This window comes from Streptomyces viridochromogenes, assembly GCF_001270495.1.
Classification (GTDB): domain Bacteria; phylum Actinomycetota; class Actinomycetes; order Streptomycetales; family Streptomycetaceae; genus Streptomyces; species Streptomyces viridochromogenes_A.
The window spans coordinates 41,506-55,710 of sequence record NZ_LGUR01000241.1; the positions used below are offsets into that span (position 1 = coordinate 41,506).

The following is a 14,205-nucleotide window of genomic DNA, read 5'->3' on the forward strand; positions in this document are numbered from 1 at the left end:
TTACGGTCGCTCTACGTGATCACATGAACACCCCAACTGGGGGAATTCTCAAGGGCGTCCGTGTTCCCCCGTACGGCCGAACACGCTCGGTCAACAACGGCTCCGACCGGCGCGAACGGAGATCATCGCCTGGCGTGTCAACTTCCAGCTGTCGCCGTGTCGTTCGACGTAACCAAGTGAGCGGAGTTCGTACAGTCTCGCGATCGCGTCGTCCTCGGTGGTCTGCGCGCCGCGTGCCACCTCGTCCGCCCGCGCCGCGTGACGACCGGGCAGCGCGGCCAGGACTCTGCGCGCCGCCGGCTCCAGCAGGTCACGCGGGAGGACGGGCCCGCGCCGCTCCGGCGCCAGCTCTCCCATGTCGCCCACGAGTTCGATGACCTCGGCGGCGTCGGTGACAAGCACGGCGTCACCGCGCAGGAGTTCGTGCACGCCCGCGGAGAGGCTACTGGTGGCCGGGCCCGGGACTCCCATCGTGTGACGTCCGAGCCGCTGTGCGGCCCGCACGGTGACCAGCGAGCCGCTGCGGTGGGCGGCCTCCACGACCACCGTGCCTCGTGTCAGCGCCGCGATCACCCGGTTCCGCACGATGAATCTGCTGGGCGTCGGATGGTCCCCCGGCGGCAGTTCCCCGATCACGAGTCCCTGTTCCGCGATCCTGTTGATCAACTGGGTGTGCCCGCGCGGATAGGGCCGGTCGACGCCGCAGGCCAGCACGGCGACGGTGGCTCCGCCGGCGCCGAGGGCACCCCGATGAGCGGCACCGTCGACCCCGTAGGCGCCCCCGGACACGACCACCCAGCCCCGCTCGGCGAGCCCGCCGGCCAGCGTGGCCGCCATGTGCGCGCCGTACTCGGTACAGGCCCGGGCCCCGACGACGGCCACGGACCGCAAGGCCCAGATCCGCAGGCTGGCCGGTCCTCGCACCCACAAGCCGATCGGCCGGGCGTCCCCCAGATCGTCGAGCTGCCCCGGCCACTCGACGTCCCCCGGGCAGACAAACCGCACTCCCGTCTCCCGGGCGACGGCGAGGTCCCGGCCGGGCTCGGCCCGCAGCCCCCGAGCCCGCAGCCCGTCCCAGCGCTTGTAGCTCACCCCCGGCAACGCCTCCGTCCCCTCCCGCAGCCGCCGCACGACTTCCCCCACGCCGTACTCCCGCACCCACCGGCCGGCGACCTCGTCACCGGGCTCGACGACCCGGCTGAGGAAGGCCCGGCCGAGCAGTTCGTCGTCCGGGGCCGCACTCCCGTTCATGTCAGCGCCCCGATGGCCATGGGCACACCGCGCGGCACACCGGTGCGGAGCTGGAGTGCCAGGGCGACGTCCGTCGCGTCGGGCCGGTCATGGCCGACGAGGTCGGCGACGGTCCAGGCGACGCGCAGAACGCGATCGAGTCCGCGGGCGGTCAGGACGCCGCGTTCCAGGTTCCGTTCCGCCTCGTCCATGGCGCCGATCGCCGCGTACCAGCGGCTGCGCAGCTCACGTCCGGGGATCTCGCTGTTGGTCCGCCACGGGGTTCCGACAAGCCGGGCCGACGCCCGCTCACGGGCCACGCGCACCCGGTCGGCGACCGTGGCGGTGGACTCACCGCGGGCCCCGCGCTCGGTCAGCTGGGCGCGCGTGACACGGTCCACCTCGACCCGGAGGTCGACTCGGTCGAGCAGCGGCCCGGACAGCCGCGCCTGATAGCGACGGATCGCCGAGGGCGGACACTCGCACAGGTCGTCCGTCCGGGAGAAGCGACCGCACGGGCATGGGTTGGCCGCCAGCACCATCAGGAACTTCGCCGGGAAGCGCACGACGCCCGCACTGCGCGCGATGACGACATGCCCTGCTTCCAGCGGCTGCCGCAGGGCGTCGAGGGCCTGGCTGCCGAACTCCGGCGTCTCGTCCAGGAAGAGGACACCCCGGTGGGACAGGGACACCGCGCCGGGCCGCGCGATGCCCTGGCCGCCGCCGACGAGCGCCTGCATCGTCGCCGAATGATGCGGGGCGCAATAGGGGGCAACGTCGATCAGGGGCTTGCCCGGCGGCAGCAGCCCCGCCACCGAGTGCACCGCTGTGACCTCCAGCGACTCCTCCCTGGCGAGCCGGGGCAGGATGGCCGGCAGCCGCTCCGCCAGCATCGTCTTGCCGGCGCCCGGCGGCCCCTCCAGGAACAGGTGATGCCCACCCGCGGCTGCGACCTCCGCGGCCGTACGCGCCGACATCTGGCCCACCACGTCGGCCAGATCGTGTCCATGGTCGGGCTGGGCGGCTCCCATGCTGTGGATGCCTGTTGCCGCGCCCGTCCCCGGCACGCGCAGACCCGCGAGCAGCGGATCCGGCCGGCCCAGGTCGTCGGGTTCCTCGTCGGGCACGGGTTCGTCCGAGAGCACGGCGATCAGCTGGCGCAGGCTGCGCACCCCCAGGACGGACACGCCCGGCACCAGCGACGCCTCGGCCGCGGCGCACTCCGGCACGACCACCTGCTCATAGCCGGCGTCCGCGGCGGCCAGCACCGCGGGCAGGATGCCCCGCACGGGACGCACCCGTCCGTCCAGACCCAGCTCACCGATCATCACGATGTCGGCGAGCACCCGCGGGTCGATCCGCTCGGAGGCGCCGAGGACGGCGCACGCGACGGCCAGGTCGAACCCGCTGCCCGCCTTGGGCACCGATGCCGGGCTGAGCCCGACGGTGAGCTTCTTCTGCGGCCACTGCCCGCCCGAGTTGACGACGGCCGCCCGCACCCGGTCCCGGCTCTCCGTCAGGCTCTTGTCCGGCAGTCCCACCAACGTGAACGCCGCGACGCCCGGCTCCAGGTCCGCCTGGACCTCGACCACCACCCCCTCGACGCCCACGAGAGCCACCGAGCACGTACGCGCGAACCCCATGTCAGGCCACCCCCCGCACGTGCTCGACCACGGGCGCGCCGCGGTCGGGCAGGACGATGCCGACCAGGTCGATGCGGACGCCTCCGGGTGGCGCCCCGCCATGAGCGTGGACCCAGTGTTCAGCGAGGCCCCTCAGGCGCTGCGCCTTCTCGGGGGTGACCGCTGCCATCGGATGCTCGTAGCCGCCGGCCCTGCGGGTCTTCACCTCGCACAAGACCACCGCATCGCCGTCCCGGGCGACGATGTCGATCTCTCCGGTCCTGCCACAGCGCCAGTTGCGCTCCAGAACCGTCATGCCGGCCTCGGCCAGCCGCCGCGCGGCCAGATCCTCGCCGTACCTGCCGAGTGCACTGCGTGCGTTCATGTCGGCACCACCTCCGGCGCCAACGATGAGGGCAGCTCAGCAAGCTATTGGATCTTGGTGGACAAGTCCGCCGCTGTGGATAACTTCCTCACCCCCGCGGGTGAAATGTCACCGGGCGTCATCCACCGGGAAGCTCGAGGTCGCTCTTGTTCAACTCCTCGATGTTCACGTCCTTGAATGTGAGCACGCGGACCTGCTTCACGAAACGCGCCGGCCGGTACATGTCCCACACCCAGGCATCCGCCATGGACACCTCGAAGAACACCTCACCCTGGACCGAGTGCACCTGCATCTCGTAGTCGTTGGTCAGGTAGAAACGCCGCTCGGTCTCGATCACGTACTTGAACAGACCGACGACATCGCGGTACTCCCGATAGAGCTTGAGCTCCATCTCGGTCTCGTACTTTTCGAGGTCCTCGGCGCTCATGGCATGTTCCCCTTCAGCCGTGCGATCCCACCATTGTGCGCCAGTCCCGTCAGTACCTAGACAATTTCGGAGTCAAGGGTCACGGGCTCGGCGGGGGGACCTTCGTCGAGCAGTGTGCGCAGCAGCTCGGCGAGTCTGGTCAGATACACCGTCTCATGTGCCTGGGCAAGTTCCTCACACGTCCACCAGCGCGCTCCGACGACGCTACGCCGCTCCAGCTCGGTGAGGGCCACGGCCCGTGTCTCCGTCTGTGTCGTGCGGGCCAGGTAGTACCACTCGTCCTGGTCCCAGCGACGCCCCGCGAACGGGAAGGAGCACATGCGCCGCCACAGCACGCGGCCGAGTTCGACCTCCGTGATGCCGGTTTCCTCGGCGAGTTCCCGCAGCGCGGCTTCCTCGCGGGTCTCGTCGCCCTCGAGGCCGCCGCCCGGGGTGAACCACCAGTCGTCGGCGGGATCCTCCGGCTCATGGCCGTGCAGCAGCAGAACGCGGTCCTGCGGGTCCAGGAGGACGACTCGGGCGACCTTGCGCAGCCCACCGTCGTACGAGTCGCCGTACGGGTCCTCGCTCACGTGCGTCGCCTCAGCGGGCATCCGCGGGCCCCGTGCCGGTCCGGGGACGCTTGCTCAGCCGGTTCGCGATCGGACCGTACGCGCCACCGCCGAGGACGAGCACCCCGCCGCCGACGATCAGCGCGACCATCGTCCGCAGCGGCCCCGGCGACGACAGCGCGCCGAGCTGTTCGAAGCTCGTGGGGCGCACCAGCATGCCGTTCATGGGCCACACGACGGCGTCCACCCGGGCCGACACGGCGCTGCGCGCCACGGTGCCCTTGGCGGCGTCCGTGAGGTGGGCCGTGGAGTCCAGGGAGCCGCTGCGCTCGTCACCGAGCAGGAAGAGCCTGCCCTTCGGCACCGTGACCGTCGGGAAGTTCTGGAGATCGGCCAAGCCGTCATCGGCCAGATACGGTTCGTCGATCTGCTTGCCGTTGACGGTCAGCTTGCCGCCCGTGCTGGCCACCGTGTCGCCGCCGACGGCGACCACACGCTTGACGACGGGGGCGTTGGTCACCCAGGTCTTGTCAGTGAAGACCACGACGTCGCCCCGGCGTACGTCACCGCCGTCGACGCGCTGGGCCAGCACCCGGTCGCCCGCGCCGATCGTCGGCGCCATCGAACTGGTGGGCACGGTGTACGGCCGGTAGACCACCGCTCCCCAGGCGAAGCCGCCCAGGAACAGCACCAGGCCCAGCGCCACGGCCAGCCCGGACAACCGCTGTCCGGTCCGGCTGCCCGCCGGGCCCCTGCTCGCGCCACCGCTACGCGGCGCCGTACGTGTCGTGCTCTCGCCACCCATGGGTCCGCACCTTACCCGGCGGTACCGACACCGGGCAGCCCCTCCCGAGCGCCCCCGGCCACCGGCTCGGCAAAGCTTTTCCAAGCTCCGCGTGCCAGACCCCCGGTGCCAAGCTCCCGCCACCAGGCTCCGGCACCGGGAAGGCGCGTCAGGCGTCTCAGCGGGTCTCGGCCGCCTTGATCCGGCTCCGGCGCCACAGCACCAGCGGCACCGCACCGGCCAGGGCGAGCCCCTGCGGCGCGACCGTGAGAGCGGCGGACCGGGCGCCGAGGTTCTGCTCGAAGGTGTCCGGAACGGGCAGGTTGTCCCAGCGGTTGATCGGCCAGGCGATCACGATGGCGCGGCCGACGACCTCGTCGACGGGGACCATGCCGTGGTTCTCGTCGGACTGGTTGTAGCGCGAGTCGCGGGAGTTCTGCCGGTGGTCGCCCATGACCCAGATGAAGCCCTCGGGCACCTTCACCTTGAACTGGCCGCCCTGGTCGTCCTGGCTGCACGGCGTGTTGCCGGGGTAGACGTAGGACGCCTCGCTCAGCGCCTTGCCGTTGACCTTGAGCGGGCCGGTGCCCTCGCACTCGACCGTGTCGCCGCCGACGCCGACGACGCGCTTGATGAGGTCCTTCTCCTCCGCCGACGGCATGAGGCCGATCCAGCTGAGGAAGGTCTGCAGGGCGTTCGGGTCCGGAGTGGGCTCACCGGCCAGCCAGTTGTCGGGATCGTGGAAGACGACGACCTCGCCGCGCTCGGGCTCGGAGCCGAACCAGGGGGTGAGCTTGTCGACCAGGACCCGGTCACCCTGCTGGAGGGTGTTCTGCATCGAGTCCGAGGGGATCGAGAACGCCTGCACCAGGAACGTCTTGATCAGCAGCGCGAGGACGAGCGCGATGCCGATGAGGATGGGCAACTCTTTCCAGAACGAACGCTGCTTCTTCGGCGTGCGGGCCGCTCCCGACCCGTCACCACCGGTCGGGGGCTGCCCGCCCGGCCCTTCTCCGTCGCCTCCGGAGTCATTCCCGGAGGTCACGGCGCCGTCCGCGGCCGGGTCGGCTGCGTCCACGGGGTGTCCGCGGTGCTCCTCGCCGTCGTGCCCGGACCGTGCGCCAACCGCCACATCCCCCACGCCAACTCCTTACTCTGTGCCGCTGCCTGCCCCATACGCGGCGCAGGCCCACCACTCCCATAACGAGCGGGAGTTCCGCAGGGGTCGGGAGTTGGATCGTTCCGGTCGAATCGTCGGAAGCAACCCTATGCGACAGCGAGTCGGACGCGGTCGACCCGGTCGCCGAGTCGGACACGGAAGCGTAGGTTCTCGGCTCGTCCAAGGTGCTCCAGTGACCGAAGGGCCAGGCGATCCACATGGCCCGTCCGACGACCTCGTCCTCGGAGACCGTACCGCCGTACTCCTGGTCCTGATGCACCCGGGAGTCCGCGGAGTTGGCGCGGTGGTCGCCCATCACCCAGAGCCGGCCCTGCGGGACGGTGATGTCGAACTCCTGGGTGGAGGGGGCGTTGCCGGGGTACAGATAGTCCTCGGTCAGGGGAACGCCGTTGACGGTGACCCGTCCTTGCGTGTCACAGCACTTCACGCGGTCCCCGCCGACGCCGACAACGCGCTTGATGAGGTCCTTCTCGTCGTCGGACGGCAGCAGGCCGATGAAGGTGAGTGCCTCCTTGACCTGCTTGATGACGACGGGGTCCTCCTTCTTCACCGTCGTCTGCTCGTCCTGGAGCCAGCCGCCGGGGTCCTTGAAGACGACGACGTCCCCGCGCTGCGGCTTCGAGCCGAACCAGGGGGTGAGTTTGTCGACCAGGACGCGGTCGCCGATCTGGATCGTCTGCTCCATGGAGCCGGACGGGATCACGAAGGCCTGGACGAGGAAGGTCTTCAGGACGAGCGCTATGAGCACGGCTACGCCGACGAGGAGGGGTATCTCCTTCATCGCGGAGCGCCTGCGGCGCCGCTTGACCTTGCGCTGGAGCTTGCGTCGCTCCGCGCGCGTACGACCGCCGGCCGGGCTGGCGGCACGCCGGGCACCGGTGGGCAGCAGATTGTCGGCGGCATTGCCTGATACGCCACGCGGCCTGCCCCGGTTACCCATGCGTGCCCTCCGCTGCGGCTGCGGGCACGCGCGCGTAGGCGTCGGGACGGTGCAGGCGGGTCAAGTGGGCGGTCGGCCATACGATCCAGTCGGCGCGACCGATGACGTCGTCGACCGGGACCATGCCGCCGCCGGGCGAGCCCAGATGGTCGCGGGAGTCGCTGGACGCGCTGCGGTGGTCGCCGAGGACGAACAGGGTGCCGTCGGGCACGACGACGTCGAACCGCACCGTCGACGGGCTGTCGCCGGGGTACAGGACCGTCGACTCGTCGACCGACCGGCCGTTCACCTGGATCCTCCCCTCGTTGTCACAGCAGACCACGTGGTCTCCCCCCACACCCACAACGCGTTTGATGTAGTCGGCATCCCCGAAATACCCAGTTCCATCGAACACGACAACATCACCGCGCCGTGGTTCGGCACCGAAACGGTACGCCAACTTATTTACGAGAACGCGGTCGCCGATCCTCAATCCGGACTCCATGGATCCGCTGGGGATCTCGAACGGCCGCAGCACGAACGTGTTGAGCAGCAGCAGAAAGACCAGGAAGACCAGCAGGGTCAGGCTGATCCGCCCGCCCGGGAGCCACTCGGTGATCCGCGACACCAACGCGAAACGCGACCGTCCCTCCTGCCCCTCTGGGTCCGAGGCATCCTCGGAGTCGGAAGGGCGGGAGGAGCGGTCGCGCTCCGTCGGCTGTGCTTCGGTGTCCATCGGGGCCAGATGTTATCCGGCCCCGCTTTGGACCCCGCGGGGGCGAGCCCCCGGAAGCGCTCAGTTCTCGCGCTTCTCCTTGATCTTCGCCGCCTTGCCGCGCAGGTCACGCAGGTAGTACAGCTTGGCGCGACGCACGTCACCGCGGGTGACGAGCTCGATCTTCTCGACGATCGGGGTGTGCACCGGGAAGGTGCGCTCGACGCCGACGGAGAACGAGACCTTGCGGACCGTGAAGGTCTCGCGGACGCCGGCGCCCTGGCGGCGGATCACAACGCCCTTGAACTGCTGCACACGGGAGCGGTTGCCCTCGATGACGCGGACGTGGACGTTGACCGTGTCGCCCGGGCGGAAGGCCGGGACGTCGCTGCGCAGCGACGCGGCGTCGACGGAGTCGAGCAGGTGAGACATTTCGTCTGCTTTCTTCGCCCATGCCACAGGTCATAGGCGGGAGCTAGTTTTTCGTGAGGATGCTGTCCGTGCCGGGGCGGGCGTCGTGTCCCCCTGTGGCAGGGGCGCACGCCGGACGACGCACAACAGCGACCTATTCTTCCACGCCCTCTGTCCTGCGCCAAAATCGGCCGAACCGCTCCCCCTCCGGGTCAGGCATCCAGCCCAGGATGGAGAGCATCTCGCGGTCCTTCTTGTCGAAGACCTTGGGGTCGCAGCGTTCGATCAGGTCGGGCCGGTTGGCGGTGGTACGCCGCAGCGCCTCGTCCCGGCGCCAGCGGGCGATCTTGCCGTGATGGCCGCTGAGCAGCACGTCCGGGATGTCCCGGCCGCGCCACTCGGGCGGCTTGGTGTAGACGGGGCCTTCCAGGAGGTTGGCCATCGCGCCGGGCGCGAAGGAGTCGTCCCGGTGCGATTCGGCGTTCCCCAGGACGCCGGGCAGCAGGCGCGCCACGGCCTCCGTGATGACCAGTACGGCCGCCTCGCCGCCGGCGAGGACGTAGTCGCCGATGGACACCTCGTGGACGGGCATCCGGGTGGCGTACTCGTCGATGACCCGGCGGTCGATGCCCTCGTAGCGGGCCGGCGTGAAGATCAGCCAGGGCCGCTCGGAGAGCTCGACGGCGAGTTCCTGGGTGAAGGGGCGGCCACTGGGGGTGGGGACGATCAGGGCGGGCCCGCCGGAGCCCGTCTCGTAGCCGTCCGCCAGCACGGAGTCCAGCGCGTCTCCCCACGGGTCGGTCTTCATGACCATGCCGGGGCCGCCGCCGTAGGGCGTGTCGTCGACCGTGTTGTGGCGGTCGTACGTCCAGCCGCGCAGGTCGTGCACATGGACGTTCAGCTGTCCACGCGCGCGTGCCTTGCCGACCAGGGAGACGTTCAGGGGCTCCAGGTACTCGGGGAAGATCGTGACGACGTCGAGCCGCATCAGTCCTCGGCCTCCGCGTCGCGCGAGGAGGCGACCTCCGCGCGGTCGTCGATCAGGCCCGGCGGCGGGGTGATTACGGCGCGCTGCTCCTCAAGGTCGATCTCGGTGACGATCTCCGAGACGAAGGGGATCATCACCTCGCTCCCGTCGGGCCGCTCGACGATGAAGAGGTCCTGGGAGGGCAGGTGCGAGATCTCGGTGATACGACCGATCTCGACGCCGTCCACGGTCACCACGTCGAGGTCCATGAGCTGGTGGTCGTAGTACTCGTCCTCTTCCTCGGGCAGCTCGTCCGGGTCGATCTCGGCGATGAGGAGGGTGTTGCGCAGCGCCTCGGCGCCAGTGCGGTCCTTGACCCCCTCGAAGCGCAGGAGGAGGCGACCGCTGTGGACCCGGCCGGTCTCGATGGTGAGCGGCCCGGTGGCGGCCGGGTCGGTGGCCAGGACGGCGCCGGGGGCGAGCCGCAGTTCCGGCTCGTCGGTACGCACCTCGACGGTGACCTCGCCCTTGATGCCGTGGGCGCGGCCGATCCGTGCGACTACCAGCTGCACGAGTTCAAATCTCCTGTCGATACGACTACGGGCCGGGGACGGCCCAGTGGCCCTCCCCGGCCCGAGCCGGTGCTGCGTTCGGCGTCAGCGGACGTGGTCCACGTCGACGAGGTCGACGCGGACACCGCGGCCGCCGATGGCGCCCACGACGGTGCGCAGAGCGCGTGCGGTACGGCCGTTACGGCCGATCACCTTGCCGAGGTCGTCGGGGTGAACCCGGACCTCGAGCACGCGTCCGCGGCGCAGGTTGCGGGATGCGACCTGCACATCGTCAGGGTTGTCGACGATGCCCTTCACGAGGTGCTCGAGAGCCTCCTCGAGCATGCTCAGGCCTCGGCCGACTCGGACTCGGCGGCAGCCTCGTCCTTCTTCTCCGCCTTCTTCTTCTGGGTGATCGCCTCACCCTTGCCCTCGTCGTCGCCACCGAGGGCCTCGAACGACGGGCGCGCCTTCTTCGGCTCGGCGACGAGCAGCGGAGCCGGGGCGGGCTCGCCCTTGAACTTCTGCCAGTCGCCGGTCTTCTTCAGGATGGCGAGCACGGGCTCGGTCGGCTGTGCGCCGACACCCAGCCAGTACGCGACACGGTCCGCGTCGACCTCGATGACCGACGGGTTGTACGTCGGGTGGTACTTGCCGATCTCCTCGATCGCACGGCCGTCACGACGGGTGCGGGAGTCGGCGACGACGATGCGGTAGTGAGGCGAACGGATCTTGCCCAGACGCTTCAGCTTGATCTTGACTGCCACGGGAGTGGGTTCTCCTGGATTTGACGTGGTTGGGCACGGCGAGAATGCCGCGTGGGGTTGCGGTACCCGAGTGCCCGATGGACGCGTCAGCCGGAGGCGAGAGGGTTCCTGTGCGGCTGTCGAGTACAGCTAGCCATTGTGCCACACCCTGCGGGTCGTCTCGGGCCGAGGGGGCGGCGAAGGTGCTGGGCATGCCTGAGCGGCGCCGGGCGCTTCAGGTGTCGTCACAGCGTTGCGCGGCCCGGCGCTGCGGGGTGCCGCCCGCAGCGGCACCCCGACGCGTCAGCGTCCCGCGCGCCTCGCGCCCCGACCGGCAGCCACGAGATGCCGGTGCTGGACGTCCGCGGTCGTGCGGTTACGCCGCGCCCATGACCTCCGGGATCCGGAACGGCTTCCCGCAGCCGCCGCACACGATCGGCGCCTGCGCCAGCACCGACGGAACGACCCGGACGTTACGTCCGCAGTCGCAGACCGCCTTGACGCGGACGCCACCGCCGGAGGAGCCGTGGCGGGCGGCCGGACCCCGGAAGGTCCTGCTCGTGTCGGCGGAGGTCGCCGCCGTGTGGGCCTTCAGGGCGCGCTGGAGGCGTTCGATGGTCGGACGGTAGCGGCGCTTGGCCTCGGGGTTGAGCGTGACCAGGGAGAAACCGCTGCTCGGGTGCGGTTCCTCGGGGTGGTCCAGGCCCAGCTCCTCGGCGATGGCGAGGAATCTGCGGTTGTGGTAGCGGCCGGCCCGGGAGGTGTCGCGGACGCCGCGCGCGGCGGCGATGCCATGGACTGCCTCGTGAAGCAGTCGCTCGAAGGAGAGCTCGTGACCGCAGGCGGACGACGACTCCCCGATCAGGGACTCTGGCGCGGCGAGATCCGGCAGCTCGGGGTGGTACCGCTGAATGTCGGCCCACGCCTGCGCCAGTTCTGCGGCGAGAACAGGTGGTGTCTGTGTCGTGCTCACGTAATGACAACGAGCCGGAGTGCCGCTGTGTTCCGATTCCGGGCCATCCCAAATAATTTGCACGTACCCGTCAGTTGCGAATGATGCGCCACGACGAGGGCGGGTGCGCCGATCTGCGGAGAAGCCTCACAGCTCATACCAAGGTGGTGCGTAGTCTGACGTACGCCCCGGCGCGTACGCCCCGTCCACGCGCCGGTGCGGTTGTGGTTTGCGGATGCGCAAGAGGCGTTTCGGCCGCTCTCGTTCCCCACCGGCGTCATCTCAGTAAGCGCGTGCGACGACCGCGACGTTACCGGGCGCGTCATCGGCGTCCGGCACCGACCCGTCCTCGGCGACCAGACACCGTACGGTCACCGCGTGCTCGGCCAGCCTGGCCTCGCCTTCTTCGCCGAGCGTCGCCCACGGGACGCGTGCCCAGCCGCCGGCGACCGCGGCCTCCACCGCCTCGTCGATCGTCGTCACGTCGGTGGTGCGGGACTCGCGGCGGGCGCGGGACTGGGTCAGCAGGAGCGCCTGGTCCTCTTCGAGGACCGTGGGGAGCAGCTGCACGAGGGACTCGACGGCCACCGGCTCCTTGCCGCCCGGGATGCGGCGGGCCAGCATCGCGGTGCCGCTCTCCAGGTCACGGGGCCCGACCTCGATGCGGACGGGCACGCCCTTGAGCTCCCAGTCGACCACGCGGCGGCCGAAGGGGGTGTCGGTGCGGTCGTCGACGTGGACGCGGATGCCGGCAGCCTTCAGCTGGTCGCCGATCTCGCGGACCTTGGCCAGAACCGCTTCGTCGCCCTTGATGGCGAGGACGACGGCCTGGATCTGCGCGAGGCGCGGCGGGACGCGCAGGCCGTCGTCGTCGCCGTGCATCATCACGAGGGCGCCGATCATGCGGGTGGTCGAGCCCCAGGAGGTCTGCCAGACCAGCTCCTGGGTGCCGTCCTTCGACAGGTACGAGGTGTTGAAGGCCTTGGCGAAGTTCTGGCCCAGCTCATGGCTGGTGGCCATCTGGAGGGCCTTGCCGTCGCCCATCATCCCTTCGAGCGTGAGGGTGTTGACGGCTCCGGCGAAGCGCTCCTTGACGGTCTTGCGGCCGGGAACGACGTCCATCGCGAGGACGTTCACCATGAAGTCCTCGTAGACCTCGCGGTGGATGTGGGCGGCGAACTCGCGGGCGTCCTCGTACGTGGCGTGCGCGGTGTGGCCCTCCTGCCAGAGGAACTCGGTCGTGCGCAGGAAGAGGCGGGGCCTGAGTTCCCAACGGACCACGTTCGCCCACTGGTTGATCAGCAGGGGCAGGTCCCGGTAGCTCTGCACCCACTTCGAGAAGTAGTCGTTGATGATCATCTCGGAGGTGGGGCGGACGACCGCCGGCTCCTCCAACTGCTTGCCGCCGCCGTGCGTGACGACCGCGAGCTCCGGCGCGAAGCCCTCGACGTGATCCGCCTCGCGCGTGAGATACGACTGCGGGATCAGAAGCGGGAAGTACGCGTTCTGCGTGCCCGTCTCCTTGATCCTGGCGTCCATCTCGGCCTGCATCCGCTCCCACAGCCCGTACCCGTACGGCCGGATGACCATCGTGCCGCGCACCGGGCCGTTGTCGGCCAGCTCCGCCTTGGTGATCAGATCCTGGTACCAGCGCGGGAAGTCGTCCGCCCGCGGCGTCAGAACGGGTGCCTTCGCCATGGCGCGATGGTACGGGCCCACGTTGCCGGAATGTGAATTTTGGCCACGTACACAGGGAAGCCTCAAGCGGGGCTCCGCGACCCCTGGACGCGACGTCGGGTGCGGAGTTTCCTGGCATAGGGGATGTGAGCGCATGCCACGGGGGCCATGGAATCGGACACAGAGGCAACTCTCGGCGGATTGGGGCGCTTTAGATGACACCTACGCTCGTGCGGCAGCACCTGCCTCACGCGGGCTCGGCAGCCCGTGTGGACCTGTGTGCACGCGCGCGTGACTGGTCCGAGATCCAGGAGCGGATGCTGGTTCCGCTCTACGAGGCCGTCTACGAGCGAGTGGAAGTGGGCCCGGGCACCCGGCTCTTGGGCCTCGGCTGCGGCAGCGGGCTCGCCCTGCTGATGGCGGCGTCCAGAGGCGCGGCCGTCACCGGCGTCGAGTCCGCGTCCCCCGACCGGCTGACCCTGGCACGGCAGCGGCTGACGCCCGAGGCGTGGGACACGCGCGCGCGTGCCGGCGCCCGGCTCGTCGAAGGCTCGCCCGGCGACGCGGCCGACCCGGAGGCGCCCGCCTACACCCTGGTGACCGCGTTCGAGCCCATCGGGTGCCTCGCGGGTGACTCGGAGGGGCTCGGGGGGACGCTCGCGGCCGCGACACCGCTCGCCGAGCGGGGGGCACCTGTCGTACTGGCCGGCTGGGGACCGCCGGAGCGCTGCGCCACGACGTCCGTGCTGCGGGTCGCCACGAAGTTGGCCGATCCCTTGCGCAGTACGGGCAGTTGGCGCCCCGCGCTGCGCGACGACCTGGAGGAGGTCGCCCAACGCGCGGGGCTCAGGCCCGACGGCTCGGGCCGGGTGGCCTGCCCCTTCGGGTACGCGGACGTGGACAGTGCCGTACGCGGACTGCTGTCGACGGGCCTCTTCGACGCGGCGATCAACGCGACCGACCAGGTCCAGGTGGACAAGGAGCTGACGGAGGCACTGCATCCGCATCAGCGGCGGGACGGGACGGTGTGGATGCCGAACGTGTTCCGGTACCTGATCGCCCGGGTTCCCTGAGCCCAGGGGCGGTCG

General features: G+C 70.3%; 17 protein-coding genes. 1 reads left to right on the forward strand and 16 read right to left on the reverse strand.

What is annotated here, in order from left to right; all coding sequences use genetic code 11:
* Nucleotides 1–90: 90 nt before the first annotated feature.
* The 16 genes from dprA to proS form a co-directional block, all read right to left on the reverse strand.
* Nucleotides 91–1,251 carry a DNA-processing protein DprA gene (gene dprA, locus ADK36_RS37680; RefSeq protein ID WP_048580669.1) on the reverse strand — a complete coding sequence of 387 codons (1,161 nt, stop codon included), beginning with the start codon at nt 1,249–1,251 and terminating at the stop codon, nt 91–93.
* Entirely contained in the window at nt 1,248–2,873 is a 1,626-nt protein-coding gene (locus ADK36_RS37685) for a YifB family Mg chelatase-like AAA ATPase (RefSeq protein ID WP_053200808.1), read from the reverse strand. The genes dprA and ADK36_RS37685 overlap by 4 nt, the downstream gene beginning before the upstream one ends.
* A gap of 1 nt (nt 2,874) precedes the next feature.
* Nucleotides 2,875–3,237: a YraN family protein gene (locus ADK36_RS37690; RefSeq protein ID WP_048580667.1), complete on the reverse strand. Its 363-nt coding sequence runs from the start codon at nt 3,235–3,237 to the stop codon at nt 2,875–2,877.
* 118 nt (nt 3,238–3,355) lie between these two features.
* The gene (locus ADK36_RS37695) at nt 3,356–3,664 is read right to left on the reverse strand and encodes a DUF2469 domain-containing protein (RefSeq protein ID WP_003965949.1); all 309 of its coding nucleotides are present in this window, start codon (nt 3,662–3,664) and stop codon (nt 3,356–3,358) included.
* A 56-nt stretch (nt 3,665–3,720) separates the two neighbouring features.
* Nucleotides 3,721–4,257: an NUDIX hydrolase gene (locus ADK36_RS37700; protein WP_053200810.1), complete on the reverse strand. Its 537-nt coding sequence runs from the start codon at nt 4,255–4,257 to the stop codon at nt 3,721–3,723.
* Complete coding sequence (lepB, locus tag ADK36_RS37705; RefSeq protein WP_048580665.1) at nt 4,247–5,020, reverse strand: signal peptidase I; 774 nt, start codon at nt 5,018–5,020, stop codon at nt 4,247–4,249. The genes ADK36_RS37700 and lepB (ADK36_RS37705) overlap by 11 nt, the downstream gene beginning before the upstream one ends.
* Before the next feature lie 157 nt (nt 5,021–5,177).
* Nucleotides 5,178–6,140, reverse strand: coding sequence for a signal peptidase I (gene lepB, locus ADK36_RS37710; RefSeq protein ID WP_048580664.1), 963 nt, complete (start codon nt 6,138–6,140; stop codon nt 5,178–5,180).
* Complete coding sequence (lepB, locus tag ADK36_RS37715) at nt 6,028–7,119, reverse strand: signal peptidase I (protein ID WP_048580663.1); 1,092 nt, start codon at nt 7,117–7,119, stop codon at nt 6,028–6,030. Before lepB (ADK36_RS37715) ends, lepB (ADK36_RS37710) begins: the two co-directional genes overlap by 113 nt.
* Entirely contained in the window at nt 7,112–7,834 is a 723-nt protein-coding gene (gene lepB, locus ADK36_RS37720) for a signal peptidase I (RefSeq protein WP_053200812.1), read from the reverse strand. Before lepB (ADK36_RS37720) ends, lepB (ADK36_RS37715) begins: the two co-directional genes overlap by 8 nt.
* 60 nt (nt 7,835–7,894) lie before the next feature.
* On the reverse strand, nt 7,895–8,245 hold the full coding sequence (gene rplS / locus ADK36_RS37725; protein WP_030048922.1) for a 50S ribosomal protein L19: 351 nt from the start codon (nt 8,243–8,245) through the stop codon (nt 7,895–7,897).
* 133 nt (nt 8,246–8,378) lie between these two features.
* Nucleotides 8,379–9,212, reverse strand: coding sequence for a tRNA (guanosine(37)-N1)-methyltransferase TrmD (trmD, locus tag ADK36_RS37730; protein ID WP_053200814.1), 834 nt, complete (start codon nt 9,210–9,212; stop codon nt 8,379–8,381).
* Nucleotides 9,212–9,763: a ribosome maturation factor RimM gene (gene rimM / locus ADK36_RS37735; RefSeq protein WP_048580660.1), complete on the reverse strand. Its 552-nt coding sequence runs from the start codon at nt 9,761–9,763 to the stop codon at nt 9,212–9,214. Before rimM ends, trmD begins: the two co-directional genes overlap by 1 nt.
* Nucleotides 9,764–9,847: 84 nt before the next feature.
* Entirely contained in the window at nt 9,848–10,087 is a 240-nt protein-coding gene (locus tag ADK36_RS37740; protein WP_003973401.1) for an RNA-binding protein, read from the reverse strand.
* 2 nt (nt 10,088–10,089) lie between these two features.
* Nucleotides 10,090–10,509: a 30S ribosomal protein S16 gene (rpsP, locus tag ADK36_RS37745; RefSeq protein WP_030048919.1), complete on the reverse strand. Its 420-nt coding sequence runs from the start codon at nt 10,507–10,509 to the stop codon at nt 10,090–10,092.
* Nucleotides 10,510–10,864: 355 nt separating this feature from the next.
* The gene (locus ADK36_RS37750; RefSeq protein WP_048580659.1) at nt 10,865–11,461 is read right to left on the reverse strand and encodes a hypothetical protein; all 597 of its coding nucleotides are present in this window, start codon (nt 11,459–11,461) and stop codon (nt 10,865–10,867) included.
* Nucleotides 11,462–11,722: 261 nt separating this feature from the next.
* Nucleotides 11,723–13,138 (reverse strand): proline--tRNA ligase, encoded by a 1,416-nt coding sequence (gene proS, locus ADK36_RS37755; RefSeq protein WP_053200816.1) that lies wholly within the window; start codon nt 13,136–13,138, stop codon nt 11,723–11,725.
* A 194-nt stretch (nt 13,139–13,332) separates the two neighbouring features.
* On the opposite strand from proS, the gene ADK36_RS37760 reads away from it, so the two are divergent.
* Nucleotides 13,333–14,190, forward strand: a complete 858-nt coding sequence (locus ADK36_RS37760; protein ID WP_053200818.1) for a methyltransferase type 11 — start codon at nt 13,333–13,335, stop codon at nt 14,188–14,190.
* Nucleotides 14,191–14,205: the final 15 nt, after the last annotated feature.

Excerpts from the sequence above, each read along its gene's own strand:
- dprA (WP_048580669.1), bottom strand. The coding sequence starts at position 1,251 with ATGAACGGGAGTGCGGCCCCGGACGACGAACTGCTCGGCCGGGCCTTC.
- trmD (WP_053200814.1), bottom strand. The coding sequence starts at position 9,212 with ATGCGGCTCGACGTCGTCACGATCTTCCCCGAGTACCTGGAGCCCCTG.
- lepB (WP_048580663.1), bottom strand. The coding sequence starts at position 7,119 with ATGGGTAACCGGGGCAGGCCGCGTGGCGTATCAGGCAATGCCGCCGAC.
- ADK36_RS37740 (WP_003973401.1), bottom strand. The coding sequence starts at position 10,087 with ATGCTCGAGGAGGCTCTCGAGCACCTCGTGAAGGGCATCGTCGACAAC.
- ADK36_RS37700 (WP_053200810.1), bottom strand. The coding sequence starts at position 4,257 with ATGCCCGCTGAGGCGACGCACGTGAGCGAGGACCCGTACGGCGACTCG.
- ADK36_RS37695 (WP_003965949.1), bottom strand. The coding sequence starts at position 3,664 with ATGAGCGCCGAGGACCTCGAAAAGTACGAGACCGAGATGGAGCTCAAG.
- lepB (WP_053200812.1), bottom strand. The coding sequence starts at position 7,834 with ATGGACACCGAAGCACAGCCGACGGAGCGCGACCGCTCCTCCCGCCCT.
- ADK36_RS37690 (WP_048580667.1), bottom strand. The coding sequence starts at position 3,237 with ATGAACGCACGCAGTGCACTCGGCAGGTACGGCGAGGATCTGGCCGCG.
- lepB (WP_048580665.1), bottom strand. The coding sequence starts at position 5,020 with ATGGGTGGCGAGAGCACGACACGTACGGCGCCGCGTAGCGGTGGCGCG.
- ADK36_RS37760 (WP_053200818.1), top strand. The coding sequence starts at position 13,333 with ATGACACCTACGCTCGTGCGGCAGCACCTGCCTCACGCGGGCTCGGCA.
- proS (WP_053200816.1), bottom strand. The coding sequence starts at position 13,138 with ATGGCGAAGGCACCCGTTCTGACGCCGCGGGCGGACGACTTCCCGCGC.
- ADK36_RS37685 (WP_053200808.1), bottom strand. The coding sequence starts at position 2,873 with ATGGGGTTCGCGCGTACGTGCTCGGTGGCTCTCGTGGGCGTCGAGGGG.
- rplS (WP_030048922.1), bottom strand. The coding sequence starts at position 8,245 with ATGTCTCACCTGCTCGACTCCGTCGACGCCGCGTCGCTGCGCAGCGAC.